Origin of the sequence: Paenibacillus faecalis (assembly GCF_900289175.1) — a bacterium.
GTDB classification, from domain to species: domain Bacteria; phylum Bacillota; class Bacilli; order Paenibacillales; family Paenibacillaceae; genus Paenibacillus_AQ; species Paenibacillus_AQ faecalis.
The window spans coordinates 3,809,272-3,830,782 of record NZ_LT985747.1; the positions used below are offsets into that span (position 1 = coordinate 3,809,272).

At 47.5% G+C, this 21,511-nt stretch carries 16 protein-coding genes and 1 riboswitch; of the genes, 3 read left to right on the forward strand and 13 right to left on the reverse strand.

Annotation, left to right across the window (positions count from 1 at the left end):
- Positions 1-13 precede the first annotated feature (13 nt).
- Positions 14-1,297, forward strand: coding sequence for an isocitrate lyase (aceA, locus tag C8268_RS17880; RefSeq protein WP_106768918.1), 1,284 nt, complete (start codon positions 14-16; stop codon positions 1,295-1,297).
- Between the two features lie 468 nt (positions 1,298-1,765).
- On the opposite strand, the gene C8268_RS17885 is transcribed toward aceA, so the two are convergent.
- The 9 genes from C8268_RS17885 to bcp form a co-directional block, all read right to left on the reverse strand.
- Positions 1,766-3,130: an NCS2 family permease gene (locus C8268_RS17885; protein WP_106768919.1), complete on the reverse strand. Its 1,365-nt coding sequence runs from the start codon at positions 3,128-3,130 to the stop codon at positions 1,766-1,768.
- 181 nt (positions 3,131-3,311) lie between these two features.
- Positions 3,312-3,411: riboswitch (purine riboswitch) on the reverse strand.
- A 240-nt stretch (positions 3,412-3,651) separates the two neighbouring features.
- Positions 3,652-5,190, reverse strand: coding sequence for a glutamine-hydrolyzing GMP synthase (gene guaA, locus C8268_RS17890; RefSeq protein ID WP_106768920.1), 1,539 nt, complete (start codon positions 5,188-5,190; stop codon positions 3,652-3,654).
- A gap of 78 nt (positions 5,191-5,268) precedes the next feature.
- Positions 5,269-7,578, reverse strand: a complete 2,310-nt coding sequence (locus C8268_RS17895) for a transglutaminase-like domain-containing protein (protein WP_106768921.1) — start codon at positions 7,576-7,578, stop codon at positions 5,269-5,271.
- Positions 7,544-8,869 (reverse strand): DUF58 domain-containing protein, encoded by a 1,326-nt coding sequence (locus C8268_RS17900; protein ID WP_106768922.1) that lies wholly within the window; start codon positions 8,867-8,869, stop codon positions 7,544-7,546. The genes C8268_RS17895 and C8268_RS17900 overlap by 35 nt, the downstream gene beginning before the upstream one ends.
- Positions 8,866-9,867, reverse strand: coding sequence for an AAA family ATPase (locus C8268_RS17905; RefSeq protein ID WP_106770012.1), 1,002 nt, complete (start codon positions 9,865-9,867; stop codon positions 8,866-8,868). Before C8268_RS17905 ends, C8268_RS17900 begins: the two co-directional genes overlap by 4 nt.
- A 333-nt stretch (positions 9,868-10,200) precedes the next feature.
- Positions 10,201-11,379, reverse strand: a complete 1,179-nt coding sequence (locus tag C8268_RS17910) for an NAD(P)/FAD-dependent oxidoreductase (protein WP_106768923.1) — start codon at positions 11,377-11,379, stop codon at positions 10,201-10,203.
- 33 nt (positions 11,380-11,412) lie between these two features.
- A complete protein-coding gene (locus C8268_RS17915; protein WP_106768924.1) occupies positions 11,413-11,880 on the reverse strand; it encodes a DUF1641 domain-containing protein in 468 nt (155 codons plus the stop codon).
- 273 nt (positions 11,881-12,153) lie between these two features.
- Positions 12,154-13,467: a polysaccharide deacetylase family protein gene (locus tag C8268_RS17920; protein WP_106768925.1), complete on the reverse strand. Its 1,314-nt coding sequence runs from the start codon at positions 13,465-13,467 to the stop codon at positions 12,154-12,156.
- 143 nt (positions 13,468-13,610) lie between these two features.
- On the reverse strand, positions 13,611-14,081 hold the full coding sequence (gene bcp, locus C8268_RS17925) for a thioredoxin-dependent thiol peroxidase (RefSeq protein ID WP_106768926.1): 471 nt from the start codon (positions 14,079-14,081) through the stop codon (positions 13,611-13,613).
- Between the two features lie 146 nt (positions 14,082-14,227).
- On the opposite strand from bcp, the gene C8268_RS17930 reads away from it, so the two are divergent.
- Entirely contained in the window at positions 14,228-15,295 is a 1,068-nt protein-coding gene (locus C8268_RS17930) for an LCP family protein (RefSeq protein WP_106768927.1), read from the forward strand.
- Between the two features lie 88 nt (positions 15,296-15,383).
- A complete protein-coding gene (locus tag C8268_RS17935) occupies positions 15,384-16,700 on the forward strand; it encodes a glutamate-1-semialdehyde 2,1-aminomutase (RefSeq protein WP_106768928.1) in 1,317 nt (438 codons plus the stop codon).
- Positions 16,701-16,785: 85 nt separating this feature from the next.
- Here C8268_RS17935 and C8268_RS17940 read toward each other — a convergent pair whose 3' ends face one another.
- The 4 genes from C8268_RS17940 to C8268_RS17955 all read right to left on the reverse strand — a co-directional run bounded on the left by C8268_RS17940 (position 16,786) and on the right by C8268_RS17955 (position 21,299).
- Positions 16,786-18,651: an SLC13 family permease gene (locus tag C8268_RS17940; protein WP_106768929.1), complete on the reverse strand. Its 1,866-nt coding sequence runs from the start codon at positions 18,649-18,651 to the stop codon at positions 16,786-16,788.
- Positions 18,648-19,916 (reverse strand): SGNH/GDSL hydrolase family protein, encoded by a 1,269-nt coding sequence (locus tag C8268_RS17945; RefSeq protein WP_106768930.1) that lies wholly within the window; start codon positions 19,914-19,916, stop codon positions 18,648-18,650. Before C8268_RS17945 ends, C8268_RS17940 begins: the two co-directional genes overlap by 4 nt.
- Before the next feature lie 181 nt (positions 19,917-20,097).
- Positions 20,098-20,364, reverse strand: coding sequence for a hypothetical protein (locus C8268_RS17950; RefSeq protein WP_106768931.1), 267 nt, complete (start codon positions 20,362-20,364; stop codon positions 20,098-20,100).
- A 65-nt stretch (positions 20,365-20,429) separates the two neighbouring features.
- Complete coding sequence (locus C8268_RS17955) at positions 20,430-21,299, reverse strand: inositol monophosphatase family protein (RefSeq protein ID WP_420094252.1); 870 nt, start codon at positions 21,297-21,299, stop codon at positions 20,430-20,432.
- Positions 21,300-21,511 lie beyond the last annotated feature (212 nt).

The following is a 21,511-nucleotide window of genomic DNA, read 5'->3' on the forward strand; positions in this document are numbered from 1 at the left end:
CGAATGTGAGGAGATGGCGGCTGTGACAGAAAGACAGACAACGGAACAATTAGAATTGAAATGGAAACAAGATCGTTGGAAAGGGGTTACGCGGCCATACCCGGCGGAAGAAGTTATCCGCTTGCGCGGCTCCGTGCAGGTGACGCACACGCTCGCGCAGATGGGCGCGGAACGGCTGTGGCAGCTGCTGCATACCGAAGATTACGTACACGCACTCGGCGCTCTTACGGGCAATCAAGCTGTGCAGCAGGTCAAGGCCGGCTTGCAGGCGATCTACTTGAGCGGTTGGCAGGTGGCGGCAGACGCGAACTTGTCGGGGCACATGTATCCCGACCAGAGTCTGTACCCGGCGAACAGCGTACCTCAAGTCGTAAAACGGATTAATCAGGCGCTGCAGCGCGCCGACCAAATTCAACACGCGGAAGGTAAGGGCGACACGTACTTTTTCGCCCCGATCGTAGCCGATGCGGAGGCCGGCTTCGGTGGACCGCTCAACGTGTTCGAGCTAATGAAGGCGATGATTGAAGCCGGTGCGGCCGGCGTCCACTTCGAAGACCAATTGTCTTCGGAGAAAAAGTGTGGACACCTTGGCGGCAAAGTACTCCTGCCGACGCAGCAGGCCGTCCGCCACTTGATTGCCGCCCGCTTGGCCGCCGACGTGATGGGCACCGACACACTCATCATCGCCCGCACCGACGCCAACGCTGCACAGTTGATAACAAGCGATGCCGATCCTTACGATCACCCGTTTCTGACGGGCCAGCGCTCGCCGGAAGGCTTCTATTATACACACGCGGGTCTCGATCAGGCAATTGCGCGCGGCCTCGCCTATGCGCCTTACGCCGACCTCGTCTGGTGCGAGACGTCCGAGCCGGACATGGAAGAAGCGCGCCGCTTCGCTGAAGCGATTCACGCGAAATATCCGGGCAAAATGTTGGCGTACAACTGCTCGCCGTCGTTCAACTGGAAGAAGAAGCTGGACGATCAGGCAATCGCGAACTTCCAGCGCGAGCTTGGACAGATGGGCTACAAGTTCCAATTCGTTACGCTGGCCGGCTTCCATGCGCTCAACTACAGTATGTTCGAGCTGGCGCGCGGCTACAAGGATAAAGGCATGTCCGCGTATTCCGAGCTGCAACAAGCCGAATTCGCCTTGGAGCCGTTGGGCTACGAAGCGGTGAAGCATCAGCGCGAAGTTGGAACGGGTTACTTCGACGAAGTAGCACAAGCCATCGCCGGCGGCACCTCTTCCACAACCGCTTATGCGCACTCCACGGAAGCGGAGCAGTTTACGTAAGCAACTCTGAATCCTCGCATTAAATATGCAAACGGCCAACCCGTATCGTCAGGGGCGGCCGTTTGTCTGCACCTATAACAGTCCGTGCCGGTTTAACGATATACCCGATATAGCCGATGCATAGCTTCATAAGTATATACATAATCGGATGAACGCTGCTTGATCAGCTCATGGCTCGCATACAAAATGAAGCTAAGGCGCAATACCCGTCACCATGCCGAACGTGAATGGCATCACCACGATTCGTAATGAACGCCGAAATGGCAGCGTCAAACTTCTCCCACTTCATTTCGTAATTGAGAGTCTTGAGCAATTACTACATATATAATAGGTGTTCTCTACATGATAGATTTGTCGATGACTGAAGAGGAAATCATTCGGATCGCGGACTCCCCGGCTTACTATACTTTCTTGAAATTAAAAAAACCGCCTCTGCTAAGAGGCGGCTATCATATCCTTTATAGTCGGTTATATCCCTAGAAATGCATATCGAATAATAATAATGACGAAAATAATCCACATTAACCAATGAACCTTTGTTTCACGACCTGTGAATTTGGCAAACACGGACAACACCACATAAGCAATGATCCCCGCTGAAATACCGTTAGCAATACCTCCAGTGAAAGGCATCATAATAATGGTCAGGAATGCCGGGAAAGCCAAATAGAAATCATCCCAGTCAATATCCCGTACTTGGCTCATCATCAGTACGCCAACAATGATTAGAGCTGGTGCAGTTGCAGCAGAAGGTACAACCAAAGCAAGCGGTGCAAGGAAAAGAGAAAGAATAAACATGATACCTGTTGTTACAGCAGTCAAACCTGTACGTCCACCTGCCGCCACGCCGGCAGCACTTTCTACAAATGCAGTGATTGTACTTGTGCCCAGGAAGGCCCCCATACTAACACCACCTGCGTCTACCAACATCGCTTTACCGAGTTTCTTCTCGCCTTCCTCTTTATTTTTCAAGAGACCAGCGCGACCAGCAGTACCTACCAATGTACCAAAGGTATCGAACAATTCTACGAATGTAAAAATAAAGATGACTTCCAGAAGACCAATACCTAGAGCTCCTTTAATGTCGAGCTGGCCGACTGCCAGGTTATCAAATGAAGGAATCCAGTTTGCTCCGCTAAGGCCCGAAAGATCAGTGACGCCCATCGGAATACCAATCAATGTTGTAGCAACGATACCGATCAATAGAGCCCCTTTTACCTTCAAAACCATTAAAATAGCAATCAGGAACAATCCAATTAACGCAAGCAGTGTATCTTGCTGAGTAATAAAGTTACCTAAAGTCAAGTTAAAGGCTCCGCCGGCAACCGGTTGACTAATATCTGTTCCTGGGTTAACACTCACCATAACCAAGTTAGACAGTTTCAAACCAACAATCGTTATAAATAAGCCAATACCGACCGTAATCGCAATCTTCAAGTTGTTAGGTACAGCGGTCAAGAGCATTTGGCGAACTTTCGTTACTGTTAAAATGAGAAACACAATACCGGAAAGGAAGACGGCTCCCAAAGCAGCCTGCCATGTAATAGCTCCGTTCGAGCTCAATACAACCGTCATAAAATAAGCGTTCAGCCCCATGCCCGGAGCAAGCCCGATCGGAATGTTAACGAACAATCCCATCACAATCGTTACGAGCCCCGCACCTACTGCTGTGGCGAAAAACACACCTTCTTGCGGAATGCCCGCACCGTTTGGACCAAGAAACAGGTTGTTGACAAAAAGAATGTAAGCCATCGTCATAAAAGTCGTCAATCCTGCTACAATCTCGGTTCTGACATTTGTTCCGTGTTCCTTTAATTTAAAGAAACGCTCCATTGTTGAGATATCCCCCTTATAATTAGTGACCAACGAAAAAAAGCCCTGAGAATATTCTCCCAGGGCACCCGCTTAAAAAAGAGTCGCTCAAACAATCATGCATCTGCATACAAACTTCATCCGGAAACTGAACAAAATCATTCATTCAAACTCCGGATGCAGCATATACCCGCAACTGCACCTTTGCTGCTCATCTTTTCGTAGCCAGATCATTACGGTGACCTTGTAGAGACTCCCGGGCCAATCCCCAGGAATATACGAAAAAGCTATATCGTTGTTGTCATTTACATAACTCATTCTAGGATGAAGTTCGAAACTTGTCAACAACAAAAACGAATATTAATTGTTTTTAATATTGTTATCGTTCGGATATAGAATAAACATCACACTCTAAACAGTAAATCCAACCCTATTTTGACACAAAAAACCTCCAGACATCCGAAGGTTCACGCCATTAGCGCAAAGCCTCGTCTTGCCTAGAGGTGCATATCATTTATTTAGGAATGTAAACTGGGGAAAAACTATTCCCACTCAATCGTTGCTGGTGGTTTAGACGTGATGTCATACACGACGCGGTTGACGTTGTCTACTTCGTTCACGATGCGAACGGAGATTTTCTCAAGCACATCCCACGGAATGCGAGCCCAATCCGCTGTCATCCCATCGATAGACGTTACCGCGCGAATACCAACGGTATAGGAATAGGTGCGTGCATCGCCCATAACTCCAACACTTTTCATGTTCGGCAGCGCCGTAAAGTACTGCCAAATTTCACGGTCAAGTCCGGCTTTTGCGATCTCTTCCCGTAAAATATAATCGGAATCGCGAACAATCGTAAGCTTGTCCTCTGTAACTTCACCTAGAACACGAATGGCAAGACCCGGTCCTGGGAACGGCTGACGCCATACGATCTCTTTTGGCAGACCCAGCTCTTCGCCCACTTTCCGAACCTCATCTTTAAAGAGTGCCTTCAGCGGTTCAATCAGCTCGAATTTCATATCCTCTGGTAAACCGCCGACATTGTGGTGGGACTTGATCGTCTGCGCCGTATCTGTTCCACTCTCGACAATATCAGTATACAGCGTACCTTGAGCCAAAAATGCAAAATCGTCGAACTTGCTCGACTCCTCATCAAACACATAAATAAACTCGTTGCCGATAATTTTACGTTTTTGTTCCGGATCGTCGATTCCTTTTAACTTGGACAAAAACCGTTCGCGTGCATCGATTTTCACAACCTTCATGTCGAACTTGCCAACAAACGTATCCATTACGCTTTCTGCTTCACCTTTACGGAGAAGACCGTGATCGATGAACATACAAGTTAACTGATCACCGATCGCTTTATGAATCAGCATGGCAACAACCGATGAATCCACACCGCCGCTTAATGCACACAGCACTTTTTTGTCACCGACAACTTCACGGATTTCTTTTATCTGATCCTCAATGAATGTCTCCATCGACCAGTCACCTTCACAATGACATACTTCATAAAGGAAATTGCGGAGCATTTCATTGCCATGTACCGAGTGCCGAACTTCAGGATGGAACTGCACCGCGTACAGCTTCTTCTCTTCATTGCTCATCGCTGCAATCGGAGCCGACTCTGTTCCTGCGTCCAGCTTAAATCCGGAAGGCAGGGAAACGACATGATCGCCATGGCTCATCCATACCGTCTGCTTCAGATCCAGACCTTGCATCAATGTTGTGCCTGCATTGAATTCCAGCTCAGCTTTGCCGTATTCACGCTTGGCAGCACGCTCTACCTTGCCGTCCAACTGATGAGCCATAAGCTGCATGCCATAGCAAATGCCGAAGATCGGAATCCCCAAATCATAAATAGCCGGGTCTACACGCGGAGCATCTTCTGCATACACACTGGATGGACCACCGGAGAAGACGATCCCCCGCGGAGATAGAGCTTTAATTTTGTCGATTGGGGTGTTATAAGACACAAGCTCACTGTAAACACCAAGATCGCGAATGCGTCGAGCTATTAATTGGTTATACTGTCCACCGAAGTCCAAGACAACGATGATTTCATTAGGTTTGTTCATTACCGATCCTCCCTTGATTATTGAAATTAATTATACGCAACACAAATTCATACCGTCAAGAAAGGGAAGGTTCAGATTTTATACCAGTTTTTTCGGAATGGATCGGCACTGGCGTAAAAACTGCCTTTTTTCGGTACGGCTTAACGAAGACTCCATATATGCGGCTCGTTCCCACCGGTTTGCAAACAGCTGAATTTCCAAGCGAAGAGCCTCATCTTCTATATGTAAAGATTGTATATAGGCTCTGGCTGTTATCCCCGGCTTCATCAAGCCGTACTTCTTCTCCAGCTTTTTCCACAGCTTGGCCGATCTTGCGATCAATTGATCCCTCTCTGTAAGGGAAGGTGCAGATCGCTCTGCAGAAGCAGCCCTCTTCCTCCGCACGCCAACGAATAGGGGAACAAGTACAATCGGCAATAACAGCAACACAATAACAAACGCTGTCAGAGGCTTCATACCTGTAATCCATGCGTAAGCAAAATCCGGTATGGATCGCAGTATTTCTATGAAACGGACAAAGGGATTCTGATCCATTCCCGACGATGCTACCTGTTCGGAAACGGGATTCATTCCCGCATTAAAACCCGGTGTAGGGTCGAAAGCAGCCCATCCCTCTCCCGGAAAATACACTTCCACCCAGGCATGTGCCTCTTCTGATGTAACCCGATACGTATCGGTTGTGCCCTCAATTTTTTCCCCTGGTGCAAATCCCATAACATAACGGGCAGGAATGCCTTGGGTCCGCAAAAGAACAACCATCGCCGTTGCAAAATGCGTACAGTAGCCTTCCTTCGTTTCAAATAAAAAGTGATCGGTAAAATCAAGTCCGGCCGGAGGGATAGTTGTATTTAAGGTATAGGCATACTTCTGTTCCAAATAGGATTCGACTGCCATGGCTTTTTCATACCTGCCGTTCATTCCGGCTGTAATATGTTCACCCAACTCTCGCACCCGCTGCGGCAAAGTATTCGGGAGCTGCAAATAAACATCAGTGATCGGTTCTGAATCAGGAACATCCGGGCTCAGCTTAAGCCTTTTAGGAGAGGACTGCAGTTCAGCCTCAATCGTATAACTGAAAATACGGCCCCCTTCTCCTTGAAAACGGAGACTGCCCGATACAGAGTCGGCTGTAATCTTGGGCTCCAGAACGTGACCATCACTTCCTTGCACTTCGATAATTTTCGTAACCGAGCCGCCTGAAAAAACGGGAAGACTCGAAAAGGGCGGTGCTGCCAGTGTTATTTTCTGAACAACCGGATTCATTGAATCTGTCCGCTGCTCCAATAAAAAACTTAAATCTTCATCGATTTCAACACTTGTTCCAGCCATTTCTCCAGCAATCCAGCGTCTTCCGTCATAATACTGAAGTGCTTCTCCTCGCCAATAGGAAGGAACAGGGGTTTTAGCCGTAAAAAAGAGCTCCCGGCTCGGCGTAAGCGGTCCTCCCAAATCTTGCGATAATGAACCGTACCCGGTTACACTTGCGCTATTCATAGATACACCTTCACCGGACAACGACAAAGACCAATCCTCAAATTTATCAAATATTTCAGCAATTGTAAGACCCGATCCCTCTCGGGCCGGAAGCAATTCCCCACCCGCACGCATCAGGCCAGGAAATGAAACAGCGAGAAAAATAACACAAAAAAACCAGCCAGCTATTCTTATAAATCGAAGCTTCGAGCCGACTCCCTGAGTTTTCTCCCTTGTCTCCATGACCTCTTCATTCTTCAATTTAAGAAGCAACATCATCCCTTGGGCCGTGAATATGAAGATAGACGCCCTGAACATATCTTCATATACGGGCTGTTCAAGCCCCGATTCCAGAACAGCCAAATAAATAATTGTTGCGCCCCCAAACAACCATACCGTCCTCCGATATAGAACCAGCATCCATACCGTGTATACCATAATTACCCATCCAATGAGCAATAAAAGAACTCTCGTCTCTTCACTGAATTCACGAAAATGCCAAGTATTTAAAAACATATGGATATCCCGAGGCAACGTATCCTGCATATATTCAACAAGCCATGTAAAGGGATGATTCGAGCCAAACAACTGGCTCCATAACAGCAGGATGACATAAGCATTTAACGGAAGCCACACCCATTCCCGAATCGAAAAAATGCCCTGTAGCATCAAATAAACGGCAAGGATAAACAATGTCTCGAGTATAACGGTACTTTTCTCGTCTCCAAGGCCCTGCAGCGGAAGAAGCCACTCCATCATCAACCCGAAGATAGGCAAGCTGATGAGCAGCCTCATGCTTAACGGGCTGGGTGATGGGCGGAAAATCGTTTGGAATCGTATTAACGCTTGGTTCGATGGACGGTTTGACGAAAGATTTGACTTATTGGATAAGCTGTTGATATTCTCGATCCTCATCACCCTCTCCCTGCAAGGTTCTAATTTCGTATACGTCTCCCCCGCTAATGTGGACCAATCGCCCCCCGGCACGCAAATACTGATCCTTCAATTCCAATACCTCACAGAAATTGCCCGTTTGCATAAGTTGTTCTGCATAAGTTTCAGCGGTCTGTTCACCTTCTTCGGGTGAAAGTGAATGACTTCCCGTATATGGTTCCGGTAACGGATCGGTACAATAAATAATTATTTTCCTGCCCATTGACAATATTTGAAGGGCCGATTTCATCAGATCGACATTCACACTGCCTGTTACAACGAGCAGTTCGGTTTCAAGATCCTCATCCGCTGCGGCACTCTCCAATATTTCCGCAGCCGAACCGCTGCAAGGCATAGACGGAACGGAGGCTAGTGGAAGCAGCATGTCGAAGTCCATCTCTTGCGTTCTGTCCATTCGAACGGGCGCTCGTCCCGCTCCACCAATCCAAAGGGACGATGTTCCAAATGTCAACGATGAGGCATATATTAGCCCTGCTGAAGCTTTAATCGCATCTTCGAAAGAGGTATCCGATTTTGAAGCGCCGAAATCCGGATACCCATCCTGGGATGTAACCAAAATAATGCTTCTGTTCGCACTGCGCCCCGGCTGAGGGAGAAAAGTTTGCAACCTGCCAAGACGGGCCGAGTTTTTCCAATGTATCCGGTTTAAAGGATCGCCGGGCACATATTCCCTTATCTCAGATCCCGGCAGTCCAGAGAGAAAAGGACGATAGACGCTTAGAATTTCTTCATCCGATCCGAAGGGGATATCCTGCATACCTCGAATGCTAAGCGGTCGAGGCAAGACGGTCAGTTCTGCGGGACTCACTACTTTTCTGCTTGCCCGAAACCACCCAAACAGATCCCCCCATTCAAGCGTCGTATCTGCAGATGTCCAGCTTCCTCGCGTTAAATTTTCAATGGAATAGGAGTAGCTGACCGAACGGCGAAACCCCGGAAACCATAACTTGCGGATTTGAACCCCACCAATTTCCTCCGTCATCATGATCCACGGCAGCGGCATAAAACTTTTAAAACGAATGGTGACCATAATCTCTGTATCCTCCCCGGCATACAGATATGAAGGAGAAATGTCTCGCTGAACAGTCAGATGAGAAGGTCCCAGAGCTTGTATAAGCAATCCATTGACTAACATGGCGCTGCAAAGCCACCAAATAAACTGCAAAGATGGACCACCTAGCCAAATATACAGTCCCCAGCTGACCAGCCATATACATAAAGCTCTCCCCCACTCCAACTGGCGGCGGCTCACAACTGTCCCCCCTTTCGGCTGCGCTGACGCGGAAGTTCAAACGATTTGATCAGCTTCTCAACCGTATCCATCTGCCCCAATCCCGCTGCACGCGCATCATGTCCCAAATGAATCCGGTGGGCTAATACGGGCCCCGCTACCCGCAGACAATCATCCGGAATAACATACATACGCCCATCCATGAAGGCAGCTGCCTGGGAAGCCCGCATCCAAGCTAATGTTCCTCGCGGGCTGATCCCCAGCCGTACCCCCTTGTATTTACGGGAAGCATCGGCTACTGCAACCAAATATTTTTTTATACTCTCATCAACATAAACCTGGGCCGCCATCCGCTGCATAGATACCATTTCAGAATCGGCCATCAACGGTTTTACCGTTTCAAGCGGCTTTCGGTTGTATCCACGTTCAAGCATTACCATCTCGTTCTCCGTTCCCGGATAGCCAAGAGATAAGCGCATTAAAAACCGATCCATCTGCGCTTCTGGCAAACGGCTCGTTCCCTCAAACTCATACGGATTTTGCGTTGCCAATAGAAAAAATGGCGAGGGCAGCGGATAGCTTCGCCCATCCACCGTAACCATGCCCTCCTCCATCGCTTCGAGCAAAGCCGATTGAGCACGCGGTGACGCGCGGTTGATCTCATCGGCCAACACAATGTTTGAAAGCACGGGGCCGGGCCTAAACTCAAATTCACCAGTATGAGGGTAATATACCGAAGCTCCGGTAATATCCCCTGGCATCAAATCATATGTAAATTGAATCCGCCCAAAATCACAGCCAAGACATGCAGCAACAGAACGTACCAGCATGGTCTTTCCTACCCCGGGCACATCTTCAAGCAGCACATGCCCTCCCGCAAGCATGGCGATGATGGTTAATCGAATTTGTTCTTGATGACCGACAATGACACTGCCAACCTTTTTCACAACTCTTTCCAGCAGTTCAGGAGCCCACTCCGGATATGAAATCTCCTCCTGATAAATAGATGAATTTAACAATGGCTTCAACCTCCGCTTCCTCTCCTGCTCATTTTTGCAGGAAAAGCTTTATAAAAAACGATTCTATGAATAGGTTTTCCAAGAAAGCGGAAAGATAGACTACCAAAATAGTTAATTTTTAAGATGTGCATCATAAAAGCAAGCGAAAAGGCCAAAGGGGGTTTCCAGACTATAATCTGCTGAAAAACTAGCAGCTGAAATCAAAAAAGTGGCGATACAGAGGGTTCCTGTATCGCCACTTTTGTTCAGAACGAGCTATATCTTCCGTGTTTTGTCCACTTTTGAGATAACCCTTTGCTTTATAGGTTTTTACCTTTTACTGGGTTAACCAGCTTAGTATGCCAGCGTAAACAGACCTTTAATATGGGATAAGTAACGCAGATTACTTGCTTCTTTCATCATCGTAGCAGGTAAACCTTTAAGCTGGGTTTTGTTCGCACCGATCGTTCCGATCGCGTCTTTACGGCCCAAGCTTCCCAGTGTTCCCGAGAACACAGGAACGAATGAAGCCATAACCCCGCCTTTGGAATAAGCGTACATGTTGTATCCGACAAGCTCGCCCATCTGCCAGGCCAGCTGCGCTGTCGGAGGATATGGACGTCCTTCAGGACCCATAACTACCGCGCTGTCCCCAGCCATAAACACCTCCGGATGAGAGGATGACTGAAGGAACTCATTCACTACGCCACGGCCACGGTTCACTTCAATGCCACAATTCGCAACGACAGCATTGCCCTGTACACCGCCTGTCCATACCAGTGTACTTGTTTCAAGGGTGCTTCCATCCTTGAGTTCAACCGTAGTTCCATCCACTTTCGTGATCGGCAGGCCGGTCAGGAAGGTTACACCGCGGTTTTGAAGGCTTGTCGTTGCACGATCAACCAGCTCTGGTGGAAAGCCTGGCAGGATCGAAGGCGCAGCCTCAACGCAGTATAGATTGATCTCATCAGGAGAAATGCCATACTTCCGAGCCAGCTCGCTCTTCATATCAGCATACTCACCAATAAGCTCAACCCCCGTCAAGCCGCCGCCGCCAACAACGATGGTCGCATCCGCTTTGTTTTTCGTTTTGCTGTATTCTGCAATTCGTTTTTCCACATGCGCGCGCAAGCGGTTAGCGTCATTAACTGATTTGAGGATAAAACTGTTTTCCTGAAGTCCGGGAATGCCAAAAAATGCGGTTTCGCTGCCCAATGCAACAACCAGCATATCGTAAGTAAATTGACCTCCGTCTTCCAAAGACACAGAGCGCTCATCGGGCTTGATTTCCTTTACCGTACCGATGCGCAGATCAACGTTAGCATGACGAAGCAGCTTCTCAAGCGGAAGGGCAACCGCCTTCTCCGCTATGTTGCCTGCAGCCAGACGATGCAGTTCTGTAATGATCTGGTGAGTCGGGAAACGGTTAACCAACGTAATTTTAGCGTCATTCACGCCAAAGTGCTCCCGGGCGGAAAGAGCGCTCAGCAGTCCGCCATAGCCTCCGCCTAAGATTAATATATGTTTAGACATGACCATCCTCCATTCTTCGAATCTTTCATGTAATTAGCGCTTGTTCTGCTGGTCGCGTTCATTCAAAACGTCCATAAAAGCCTGTGCGTAGCGCAGACCTTTTTGAACCTGAGGGTCCTTCAGCATCTTCATAAGACCAAATACGCTGATCGGCGCCTGATCATTCTGAGCATGTACACGATCACCCGCTTCGATCGCTGCGGAAGCTGCACTTTTCAGCGAATCCGTTACAGGCTTCGTAAACCCGGTTAACGAGGCCATGGTATCTTCCGCAAGCACCGGGTCAGTAGCTACCGATTTACCAAAATCATAGGCTTTCATAAAGAACGTTAGCATTTCAGTAAGCTTAGGAAGATTATCCACAAGAATAGTCAGCGATTCCTGAACTTCCGGCTTCATCAATTGGTCGAATACATCAAGGCGGTCCGAAACCGGAGCTCCAAGATTTTCAGCAACGGTCTCTGAAGCTTCAGATTGCTGCTGGCGGGATGTTTCTGTCATTAGAATTGCCTCCTTTACTTTAAATAAGTTCCCAAGAAGAACCTGGCGGCAAAATGAACCGATTACTTGTAATTTTAGGATAACCGGCATCTATTATGCATCACTGTTTAAAAGCGAGAATTTTTATAAATCTCTGCCGCGCCAAAACAAAGCAGGGGTGAGTCTCCCCCTCCTTTATTAACACGTTCATTGGGATTGTGATAAATATCTCTAACATCTATTAGTCTATAACTTGTGTAACATAATTACAAACATAAAATGCAATAAATATGTCTATAAAGTTACAATTTTGTATATGTCCTCTCCTGAAACGACATCCTGAACAGGATGTCCCGATATTTTCAACATATCACGAATCGGAACCCATACCGTATGACCGATAAATTGAACCCTAGATTCATTGGATTTCGAAGCTCCGCTTAGCGTCATGGTTCCCTTGTTAGGGTCTGCCTCCCATCGAGTACCTGTCAAGGAAACTTGAACCAACTTACCCTTTGACTCCCATAACACATCTCCCCCCAGCCGCTCAACCGCCATTCGCAAAGGAACCATATGTTTTCCATCCTCCAACCGATACTCACCCGGAGCAAACTCTGTTGAAAACCCGCCCATATCTACAGCCAGTGTTTTTCCCTGTTTAAACAAGGCCGCGTTCGGTACGACGTTCTCTGCAATCCAACGCGATCCCGGCTGCTTTTTTTTCGGCTTAATCTTGTTTTGGAGCTTGAACTGTACAGGCTTCATATCAGGTGTCAACACATCGAATTGATATCCTTTACTTTTATAAAAAGCAATAATGCCGGGGAGCGCTTTCACTGTTTCTTTATGCCCTGCCCCGTCATGCAGCAGAACGATCGCCTCATTACTGTTCGCGGGGGCTGTTGCACCTTTCAAAATCTCCGCTGCCGGAACTCCTCGCCTTTTGGAATCACGACTGTCCACATTCCAGTCAAACACCTGGTATCCTCCCTGCTTCAGCAATCGAAAATAAGTTTCATCAAAGTTGCCAGCCGTTCCCCCAGGAGCTCTTACAAGCTGTGGTCTGACACCAGTAATCAGTCTTACGGTCTCTTCCGTTTGCTTAATCTGTCTCCAAAACTCATAAAAACTCTCATAGAGTTTGCTGTATTCATGATCATATGTATGATTGCCAATGGCATGCCCCTCCTCATGTATTCTTGCAATGAATTCCGGACGGGCTTTAGCCTGCTCACCAAGCACGAAAAATGTTGCCTTAACATTCGCTTTCTTTAATATATCAAGCACCTCTCCCGTCAGATCGGAAGGACCATCATCAAAGGTGAGGTATACTTTTTTACCCGATTTTTTCTTCTCCTTAACAGGGGCAGGTGCAGAGGCAAAAGCTGGCTTCGCCATGACAGAGGCAGCAGCGCTGTATATTTCTTTTCCAGGCTTCGTACGAACTTCTTCAGAGGATGATAGTGCTTCTTGCGCCTCTTCAGCGTGCGATACTTGGATCGGGGAATGTCCTGGCTGCAAAGAAATCCCGATTCCGGTCATTATAAAAATAACGGCAAAAGCACATAAAATTGCGATACGAATAAACGCTGCTATATTTTTATACATTTAATCTACCTCCACCATTTCTACGAGCCTGGTTTGGCTTCTGATAGATTATATGGAGCATTCTTCAAAAAAAGACTTCCTAAAAAGAAAAGCGGCCCCCATCTTGTTTTTACAAGCATGAGGACCGCGCTTATTCGATCAGATTATGACTGTACAGCTTGAAGCACCTCTTCAGCATGACCGGCAACCTTTACTTTCCGCCATTCCTTTACAAGCTTTCCTTCTTCATCGATCAGAAAGGTAGAGCGGACAATTCCTTCGAATTCACGTCCGTACATTTTTTTCAGCTGCCATACCCCAAACATCAGACTGACTTTGTGATCTTCGTCGGATAATAGCAGGAAAGGAAGATCGTGCTTTTGAATAAATTTATGATGCGACTTCAGAGGGTCCGGGCTTATGCCAAGAACAACAGCTCCTGCCTGCTGAATCTCACCGTATAGATCCCTGAAGCTGCATGCCTCGTTCGTACAACCAGGCGTCATATTTTTCGGATAAAAATAAACGATCACCTTTTTCCCACGAAAATCGCTCAAAGATACTTGCTCGCCGTTGGAAGCCGGAAGAGTGAAATCCGGAACTACATTTCCGATCTGCACTTGAGTTTGGTTCATTTTGTAAGCTCATCTCCTTTTTTTATAACAGGCTTTGCCTGTTAATAATTGATTGTCATTTCGAAAAAAATTATAATAGAATGAATGCAGTTTATTCAAATATGATACTTAACTATTCACAAGCGTAATCCGAAAGGAAGAACTCAATGAGCAAACGAACAAAAAAGACAATTATATGGACCGTAAGCCTTATCATTGTCGGTATTTTAGGGTATGGAGCTTATTATGCTGCTTCCATTTACAGTGGTCTTGAAAGTCTGCAAAAGAAAGGCGAGTCCTCTCCTTTCCGTGAAATTGAAAATGTCGATGCCAAAGCGCCTGAACCCCCAAAATGGGAAGGAACCGAACCTGTCAACATTCTGCTTATGGGTGTAGATGCCCGCGGTTTTGAAGAGGGTGAAATTCCACGTTCAGACACTATGCTCGTGGCTTCCATTGATCCGGTCAAAAAGAAAATGCATTTGTTCTCTATTCTCAGAGATACTTATACGGATATTCCCGGCCACGGCCAGAACCGGATTAATACCGCCGTTACCCATGGGCCCAAAACAGCTATGAAGGCGGTCGGAGACCTGCTTGGCATTCCTATTCAATATTATGTATACACAGATTTCCAAGGCTTTATCAAGCTGGTAGATGCTGTCGGCGGCGTAGACTTCTACGTAGAGAAAGATATGAAGTATTCGAGCAAGGCTGACCAGAACGAATATGACATCGATTTGAAAAAAGGCCAGCAGCATCTTGACGGCAATGAGGCCCTTCAATATGTACGGTTCCGTCATGATAAAATGGGCGATTTCTCCCGTACCGAGCGTCAGCGCGATCTGATCGCAGCCGTAGTCAAAAAGATGCAAACCACGACCAACATTATGAAGATGCCGGAAATTATCGAATCGATCAGTCCCTATATTGACACGAATATGAGCGTCAATGACATGTGGAAGCTTGCAAATGTGGCATTTCAGAGTACAATGAGCAGTAGTGAGCAGGTGCCTCCAATGAAGCTGTTGGTTGAAGCTAACATCGGCGGGGCATCCGTTCTAACCGTGAAAGATCCAGATATGCTAAAACAGTATGTCCAGGATGTAATGAATGGCCCGGAACCGGAGTCTGAATCCGAAACAAGCAGCAGCGATGGTGAAACAGGCAGCAAGGTTAACAATCGGGATGAAGAAGATACCTTGAAAGATACCGCTTCATCCAACAACCAATGATTTTACCTTAACTAACATCCAATCACGATATCAGGACAGGCTGCGATGGCAGCCTGTCCTGATTTCATAAAGAAAGGAACGAAAGAAAATGTCCAAATCCAGAAAACGTTCAGAAATGTTGTATGAAGAAGCCCTTCAGCATATCGTAGGAGGCGTCAACAGCCCCTCCCGTTCTTTCAGAGCTGTCGGTGGCGGTGCCCCTGTATTTATGAAACGTGCCAAAGGCGCTCACTTCTGGGACGAAGACGGCAATCAATACATAGACTATTTAGGCGCTTATGGGCCGATTATAACCGGACACGCCCATCCCCATGTCACTAAAGCGATTACCGCAGCCGCAGAGAACGGCGTGCTTTATGGTACACCAACCGAGCTGGAAATCAAGCTTGCCAAAATGTTAAAAGAAGCCATCCCTTCCCTTGACAAAGTACGCTTCGTCAACTCCGGTACGGAAGCTGTCATGACAACGATCCGTGTAGCCCGTGCATATACAAAGCGAAACAAAATTGTGAAGTTTGCCGGCTGCTATCACGGTCATTCCGATCTTGTGCTTGTCGCCGCAGGTTCCGGCCCTTCTACGCTTGGTATCCCCGACAGCGCCGGAATCCCGACCAGCATTGCCCAGGAGGTCATCACCGTTCCGTTTAACGATCTGAACGGACTGCGTGAAGCGCTTGAGAAGTGGGGCGATGACGTTGCCGCGGTCATGGTTGAGCCGATCGTAGGCAATTTCGGAATGGTCATGCCTGAGCCTGGATTTCTTGAAGGTCTCTGTCAGATGGCCCATGATAACGGATCACTTGTCATTTACGATGAGGTCATCACCGCCTTCCGTTTCCATTACGGCTCTGCTCAAACATATGCAGGATTAAAAAATCATGAGGCGATCCAACCGGACTTGACCGCACTTGGCAAAATTATCGGGGGCGGTCTTCCGATGGGGGCTTACGGTGGCCGCAAACATATCATGGAGCAAGTGGCGCCGCTTGGCCCGGCTTATCAGGCCGGCACGATGGCAGGCAATCCAGCCTCTATCTCTGCTGGTATCGCCTGCCTGGAAGTGCTGAAAGGTGAAGGTGTATATGAAGAGATGGAGCGCCTGACAGTCAAGCTTACCGAAGGCTTGAAGGCATCTGCTGATCGTCATGGCATCCCGCTCACGATCAACCAAATTCGCGGCTCCTTCTCCACCCACTTCTGCGATCATCCTGTAACCAATTATGACGAAGCGCAGGATACAGACGGCGAAGCATTTGCTGCCTTCTTCCGCAACATGCTGGACCGCGGCATTAATCTGGCACCTTCGAAGTATGAGGCGTGGTTCCTGACAACTGCGCATACTGAAGCGGACATCGATGCTACACTTCAAGCAGCAGATGAGTCGTTTAAAGCTATGAAACATTAATTTATTTCAAAATGAGCTTCTTTCAACAGACAGAAGGGATGTCTTAGGTCAATCGACCTCTAAGACATCTCTTCAATTTTTGGGCTTAAAATGGGAACAACAGTGGCAACGCCATCACCACAGCTGCACCAATAATGATTTGAAGCGGCAGCCCAACTTTTATATAGTGGCTGAACTTATAGCGTCCTGCCGACATCACGAGTGCATTAGGCGGTGTCGAGAACGGCGAGGCAAAGCACATGCTCGCCGCTACAGAAACCGCGAACAAGAACGGATATGGATTCGATCCCATCTGAACGGCCGCCGACATCGCGATCGGGGCGAAAAGAACCGCACAGGCTGTGTTGCTAATAAAAAGGGTCAACAGCGATGTCGCAAAATATACGCCCGCTAATAACGCAAGGGAGCCGTAAGCTCCGAGCGACTGCACCAGCATATCCGACAACAGTGTCGCCGCTCCGGTCTTCTCAATCGCAATCGACATCGGAATCATGCCGCCGATCAATACAACACTCTCCCAATTGACCGTTTTGTAAGCTTCCTCCATATTCCGTACACACCCGAATACTACCATCAGCAGGGCGGCCAGCATGACAGAAGCTACCGCCGGAATCCATTCAGTAACGAGCAAAATGACCATCAGCAGCAAAATCCCGGCAGCAATAGGCGCCTTTTGATCCATCGTCATTTTCCGGGATTCTTCGACCGGCTGGCCAACAACTACAACATCCGTCTGATCCGATGCCAGCAAGGCGATATCCTCCCAAGTACCTTGCACAAGAAAGGCATCGCCAAAACGCATACGCTCCTCCTTCAGATTATGGAAAAGATACTGCTCCTTCCGGTGAATACCGAGAATGTTCACCCGATATTTCTCGCGGAAGCCAGAGTGCTTGACCAGCCGGCCAATCAAGCGTGAGGACGGTGTCAGCATGACCTCGGCAATGCCCACGTCACTTGTCGCGTACTGCGGCTCCAAAGCAGGCTTAGGATGCTCTGGAACACGCTGGTCCAGCATGTCGAGCCCATACTTTTCCGCAAACTGGACTGCCTTTTCAAAGGGACCGTTCACATACAGGATATCATCCTGTTCAATCACCGTTTCCGGACCCGCGATTTCCTGATTGATCGTTTTGAAAAATTGATTTTTAGCCGACATTTTGCGGCGGATCTCAATGACGTGAATACCGAACTCATCTGGAATATTTAACTCTCGAAGCGTTTTTGATCGGATCGCAGAGCTCTCGCCTACCTGTATGCGAAACAGATTTTGTGTCAACCGATATTGCTTCGCCAATTCTTTCAGCGATCGTCCTCCCTGCCTATTCCCATCTCCTTCTTCATTCCTTGGCAAATAGCGGCGCAGAAATAAAATAGCCAGAATGCCGGTGGATAAGCATACTATACCTATCGGGAAAAACGAGAAGAATGACAGTGACTCATACCCAGCACCGATCAAGGTCTCCTGAATGACCAGATTGGGCGGTGTTCCAATCAGAGTAAACATTCCTCCGAGACTGCTGGCAAAAGCAAGCGGCATCAGAAGCCGGCCGGGATGAATCTCCGTGCTGAGAGCCAAGCTCACGACAATGGGCATCATGACCGCAACCGTACCGGTATTGCTGACAAAGCCGCCGATCAGCGATGTCACCAGCATAACCATGATCAGCAGCCGGGTCTCGCTGCCGCCGCCAAATTTCAAAAGTGTTCCACTCGCCATTTTGGCAAGCCCGGTTTGAAAAATTCCTCCGCCTACCACGAACAAGCCGATCATCATGATGACAACTGAGTTGGAGAACCCGGATAACGCTTCTGCCGGCGTCAATATATCCATCAGCATTAATACCATCAGCACGCCGATCGCCACGAGATCCGAACGCACCTTGCCGGACATGAATAATACCGACGCTATAGCCAAAACCGATAACGTAATGATCATCGGTCCATTCACGGATGAATGAAGACTGTCCGCAGCTTAGCGCTGTACTGGACGTCAAGGCCCAAACCGAAAGCGACAGCCTCTAGCGGTGCGTAAGTTTTATGTTCTTTTCCCACTTTATGAAGGAAAGCCGGTGTATCTATCGGGACAATTTCACCGTTTATTTTTATCGTTTCGGCGCCAATCGTTATGACAACTGTTCGATCTTCGAAGGTGATCGTCAAGCTTGATGTTTCATTGCTCCACTTGCTCTTTGCCCCGACAGCATTTACGATGTCCTGAACAGCTGCAAAATTTTTATTGTTCACCATTATCGGTTTATATGGTGTCTTAAGTTCCTTGCCGTTAACGAATATCGTCATCGGCTCAGACGGATCGCTTGCTTCCAGCTTCGTATACTCCCCCCAGATTACTTCCGAGAAGACACGCGCCATCGCTTCATAACCATGTTGATTCGGGTGGATATCCTTTTTCAAAATATGAGTCATCACCATTTCAGAACCGACAAACTCCTTGGCAACATGCGCTACTTTTACATCGATGCCATCCTTGTTAAAAGACTCTGCCATTTCATCCACCAGCCCGGTAAACCGCTCTGCCGCTTCTAACATTTTCGAATAAATCTTTTTATCCGCTATTTTCGGAAGTGGTTGATATTGGTCGGCCAGCACAATCAAGGCATCCGGATTGATACGGTGCAGATTATGTACAACGGATGTCACATTATCAGTATATGTCTTAATAACCTGCTGAACTAAAGCGGAAAACCCTTGAGTACTTGCTGTGTAAGATGTATTTAGCAGCCCCAGCATGTCATTTCCACCTATGGTCACTGTAATGACATCGGCATTTGCAAGCAGTGTTTTGGCCTGAGCTGCTTTTGCACCGATCTTGCCAGCACGGGGATCTTTCAACCCGGACTGCATATCACGGGGGGAAATCGCCTTTTCATCAACCACGGCTTGAACATATCGATGAAGACCTTCCGTCGTAAGTCCGTTTATCCCAAGATTAACAACTTCCGTCCGGCCATGAATCAGTCCTTGCTCCAGCAGCCGATCAACGAACCCGTAAGGCTTCATATTCTTGTTCACCCCCGGTTCGTAACCAACCGTAAGCGAGTCTCCCAAGGAAACAATGCGATATGTATTATCGTCTTTGTCCAGCGGTTGTACCTCAGCATTCACAGGTTTGACATCCCATATCCCCAGCAGCAGCACAGATATCAGCATCATGCTAGTGACTGAAGCTAGATTCTTGCTCCAAAATTTCAGCATTATAACACCCCTTTGGTAAAATATCCAAGCAAATGTATTTTACCATATTCATTATTCAAAGGCAGAAGAAAGCAGCCCTCATTTGAACTGCTCTTCAATCGTTAAGCCTGTTAACAGTTGGAGATACTCGTTCATATGGGACTGCATTTTAAAATCATTTTGAATTCCAGTCAAAAATCGTTTAAGTGTTGCTGCCAGCATCCGATGAAGAAGCTTTATCGCCTGCTCGCTCCATGTATTTATCATACCGGTCATCCAATTCCTTAGCGATCTTGCGATACTTGCGCGTCTCCTCTACAATCGGGTCCAACGTTGTTTGAATGCGAATCTCGTACTTGGGCGGAATAAGGCGGCGCGCTTCTTCCTCCTTGTCCTTCGATTCCATTTCACCATCCGTCAACAGTTCACTGAGCTGTCGCTCCATATTTTGATTCGGCTTATCATTCATGTGTGACACTCCTTTATCTGTTGTAGTAGACGGTTTTAGTCGCATATTTCAGAAAATACTCGACCCTAGTCTTTCCTGAAACCTGTCGCTTCAGCCTTGGATAACGTTTCCAACAGATCATCATGAATTTCGCCATTGGTCGCTACAATATTACGGACAGACAGATCATATGGGCGACCTGCCGTATCGGTTACTTGACCGCCAGATTCCTGAATAAGAAGCGCACCGGCAGCCACATCCCAGGCATTCAATCCGAGTTCCCAATAACCGTTCAGTCGACCTGCAGCAACATACGCCATATGAAGCGCAGCCGAACCGCCTGCGCGTACATTGCGAACCTTAGGAAGAAGCGCCTGAAGTCCGGCCATATTTTGCGGCAAATTAAAAGATGTTTCCAGCGGAAAACCAGTAGCCAGAAGACTGTCCGACAAAGTGGTTTCCTTGGCTACCAAAGTAGGATTTCCGTGGACGTATGCCCCCTTCCCTTTCTCTGCTATGAACAGCTCGTCACGCGACGGGTCATAGACAACCCCGACAATAACTTCTCCATGATGAGCAAGCGCAATCGATACAGAATAAAAAGGAAAGCCATGAACATAATTCGTTGTTCCGTCAACCGGATCAATAATCCACAAATAAGGCTCATTCTTCGCTGTTTCCAATGCTTTCATACAAGCTTCAGCTCCCGGACCAACACTTTCTTCACCTAAAATGGCATGGTCCGGAAAATGAGTCAGAATAAGCTTGCGGATCATTTGCTCCGCACCCTTGTCCACCTCGGTTACCAAATCCTGCGAGGAAACTTTGGTGCTTAGCTGTTTAACTGATCCAAGTCTGCTCTTGATCCATTCCCCTGCTTTGGCTGCGCAGTTGATGGCTACCGCTGTGTAGCTTTTGCTGGTTACTACATAAGGTACCTTATCTTTTTCATTCAATGCATTCACTCTACTTTCTATATTGAAACTAAAAATAAAAGATTTATATTATCCTATTCATATTATACGAGAGAAGCAAGGGCACGTTTCCCTAATAAATCCCTTTCTTTCAAAATATACTTTTATGAATAAACCAATCACTATAAAAATTGGGTCAAATTCAATATTCTTCTATATTTTAACGTTATCTTATTTCCTGCTTCGATGCAAGT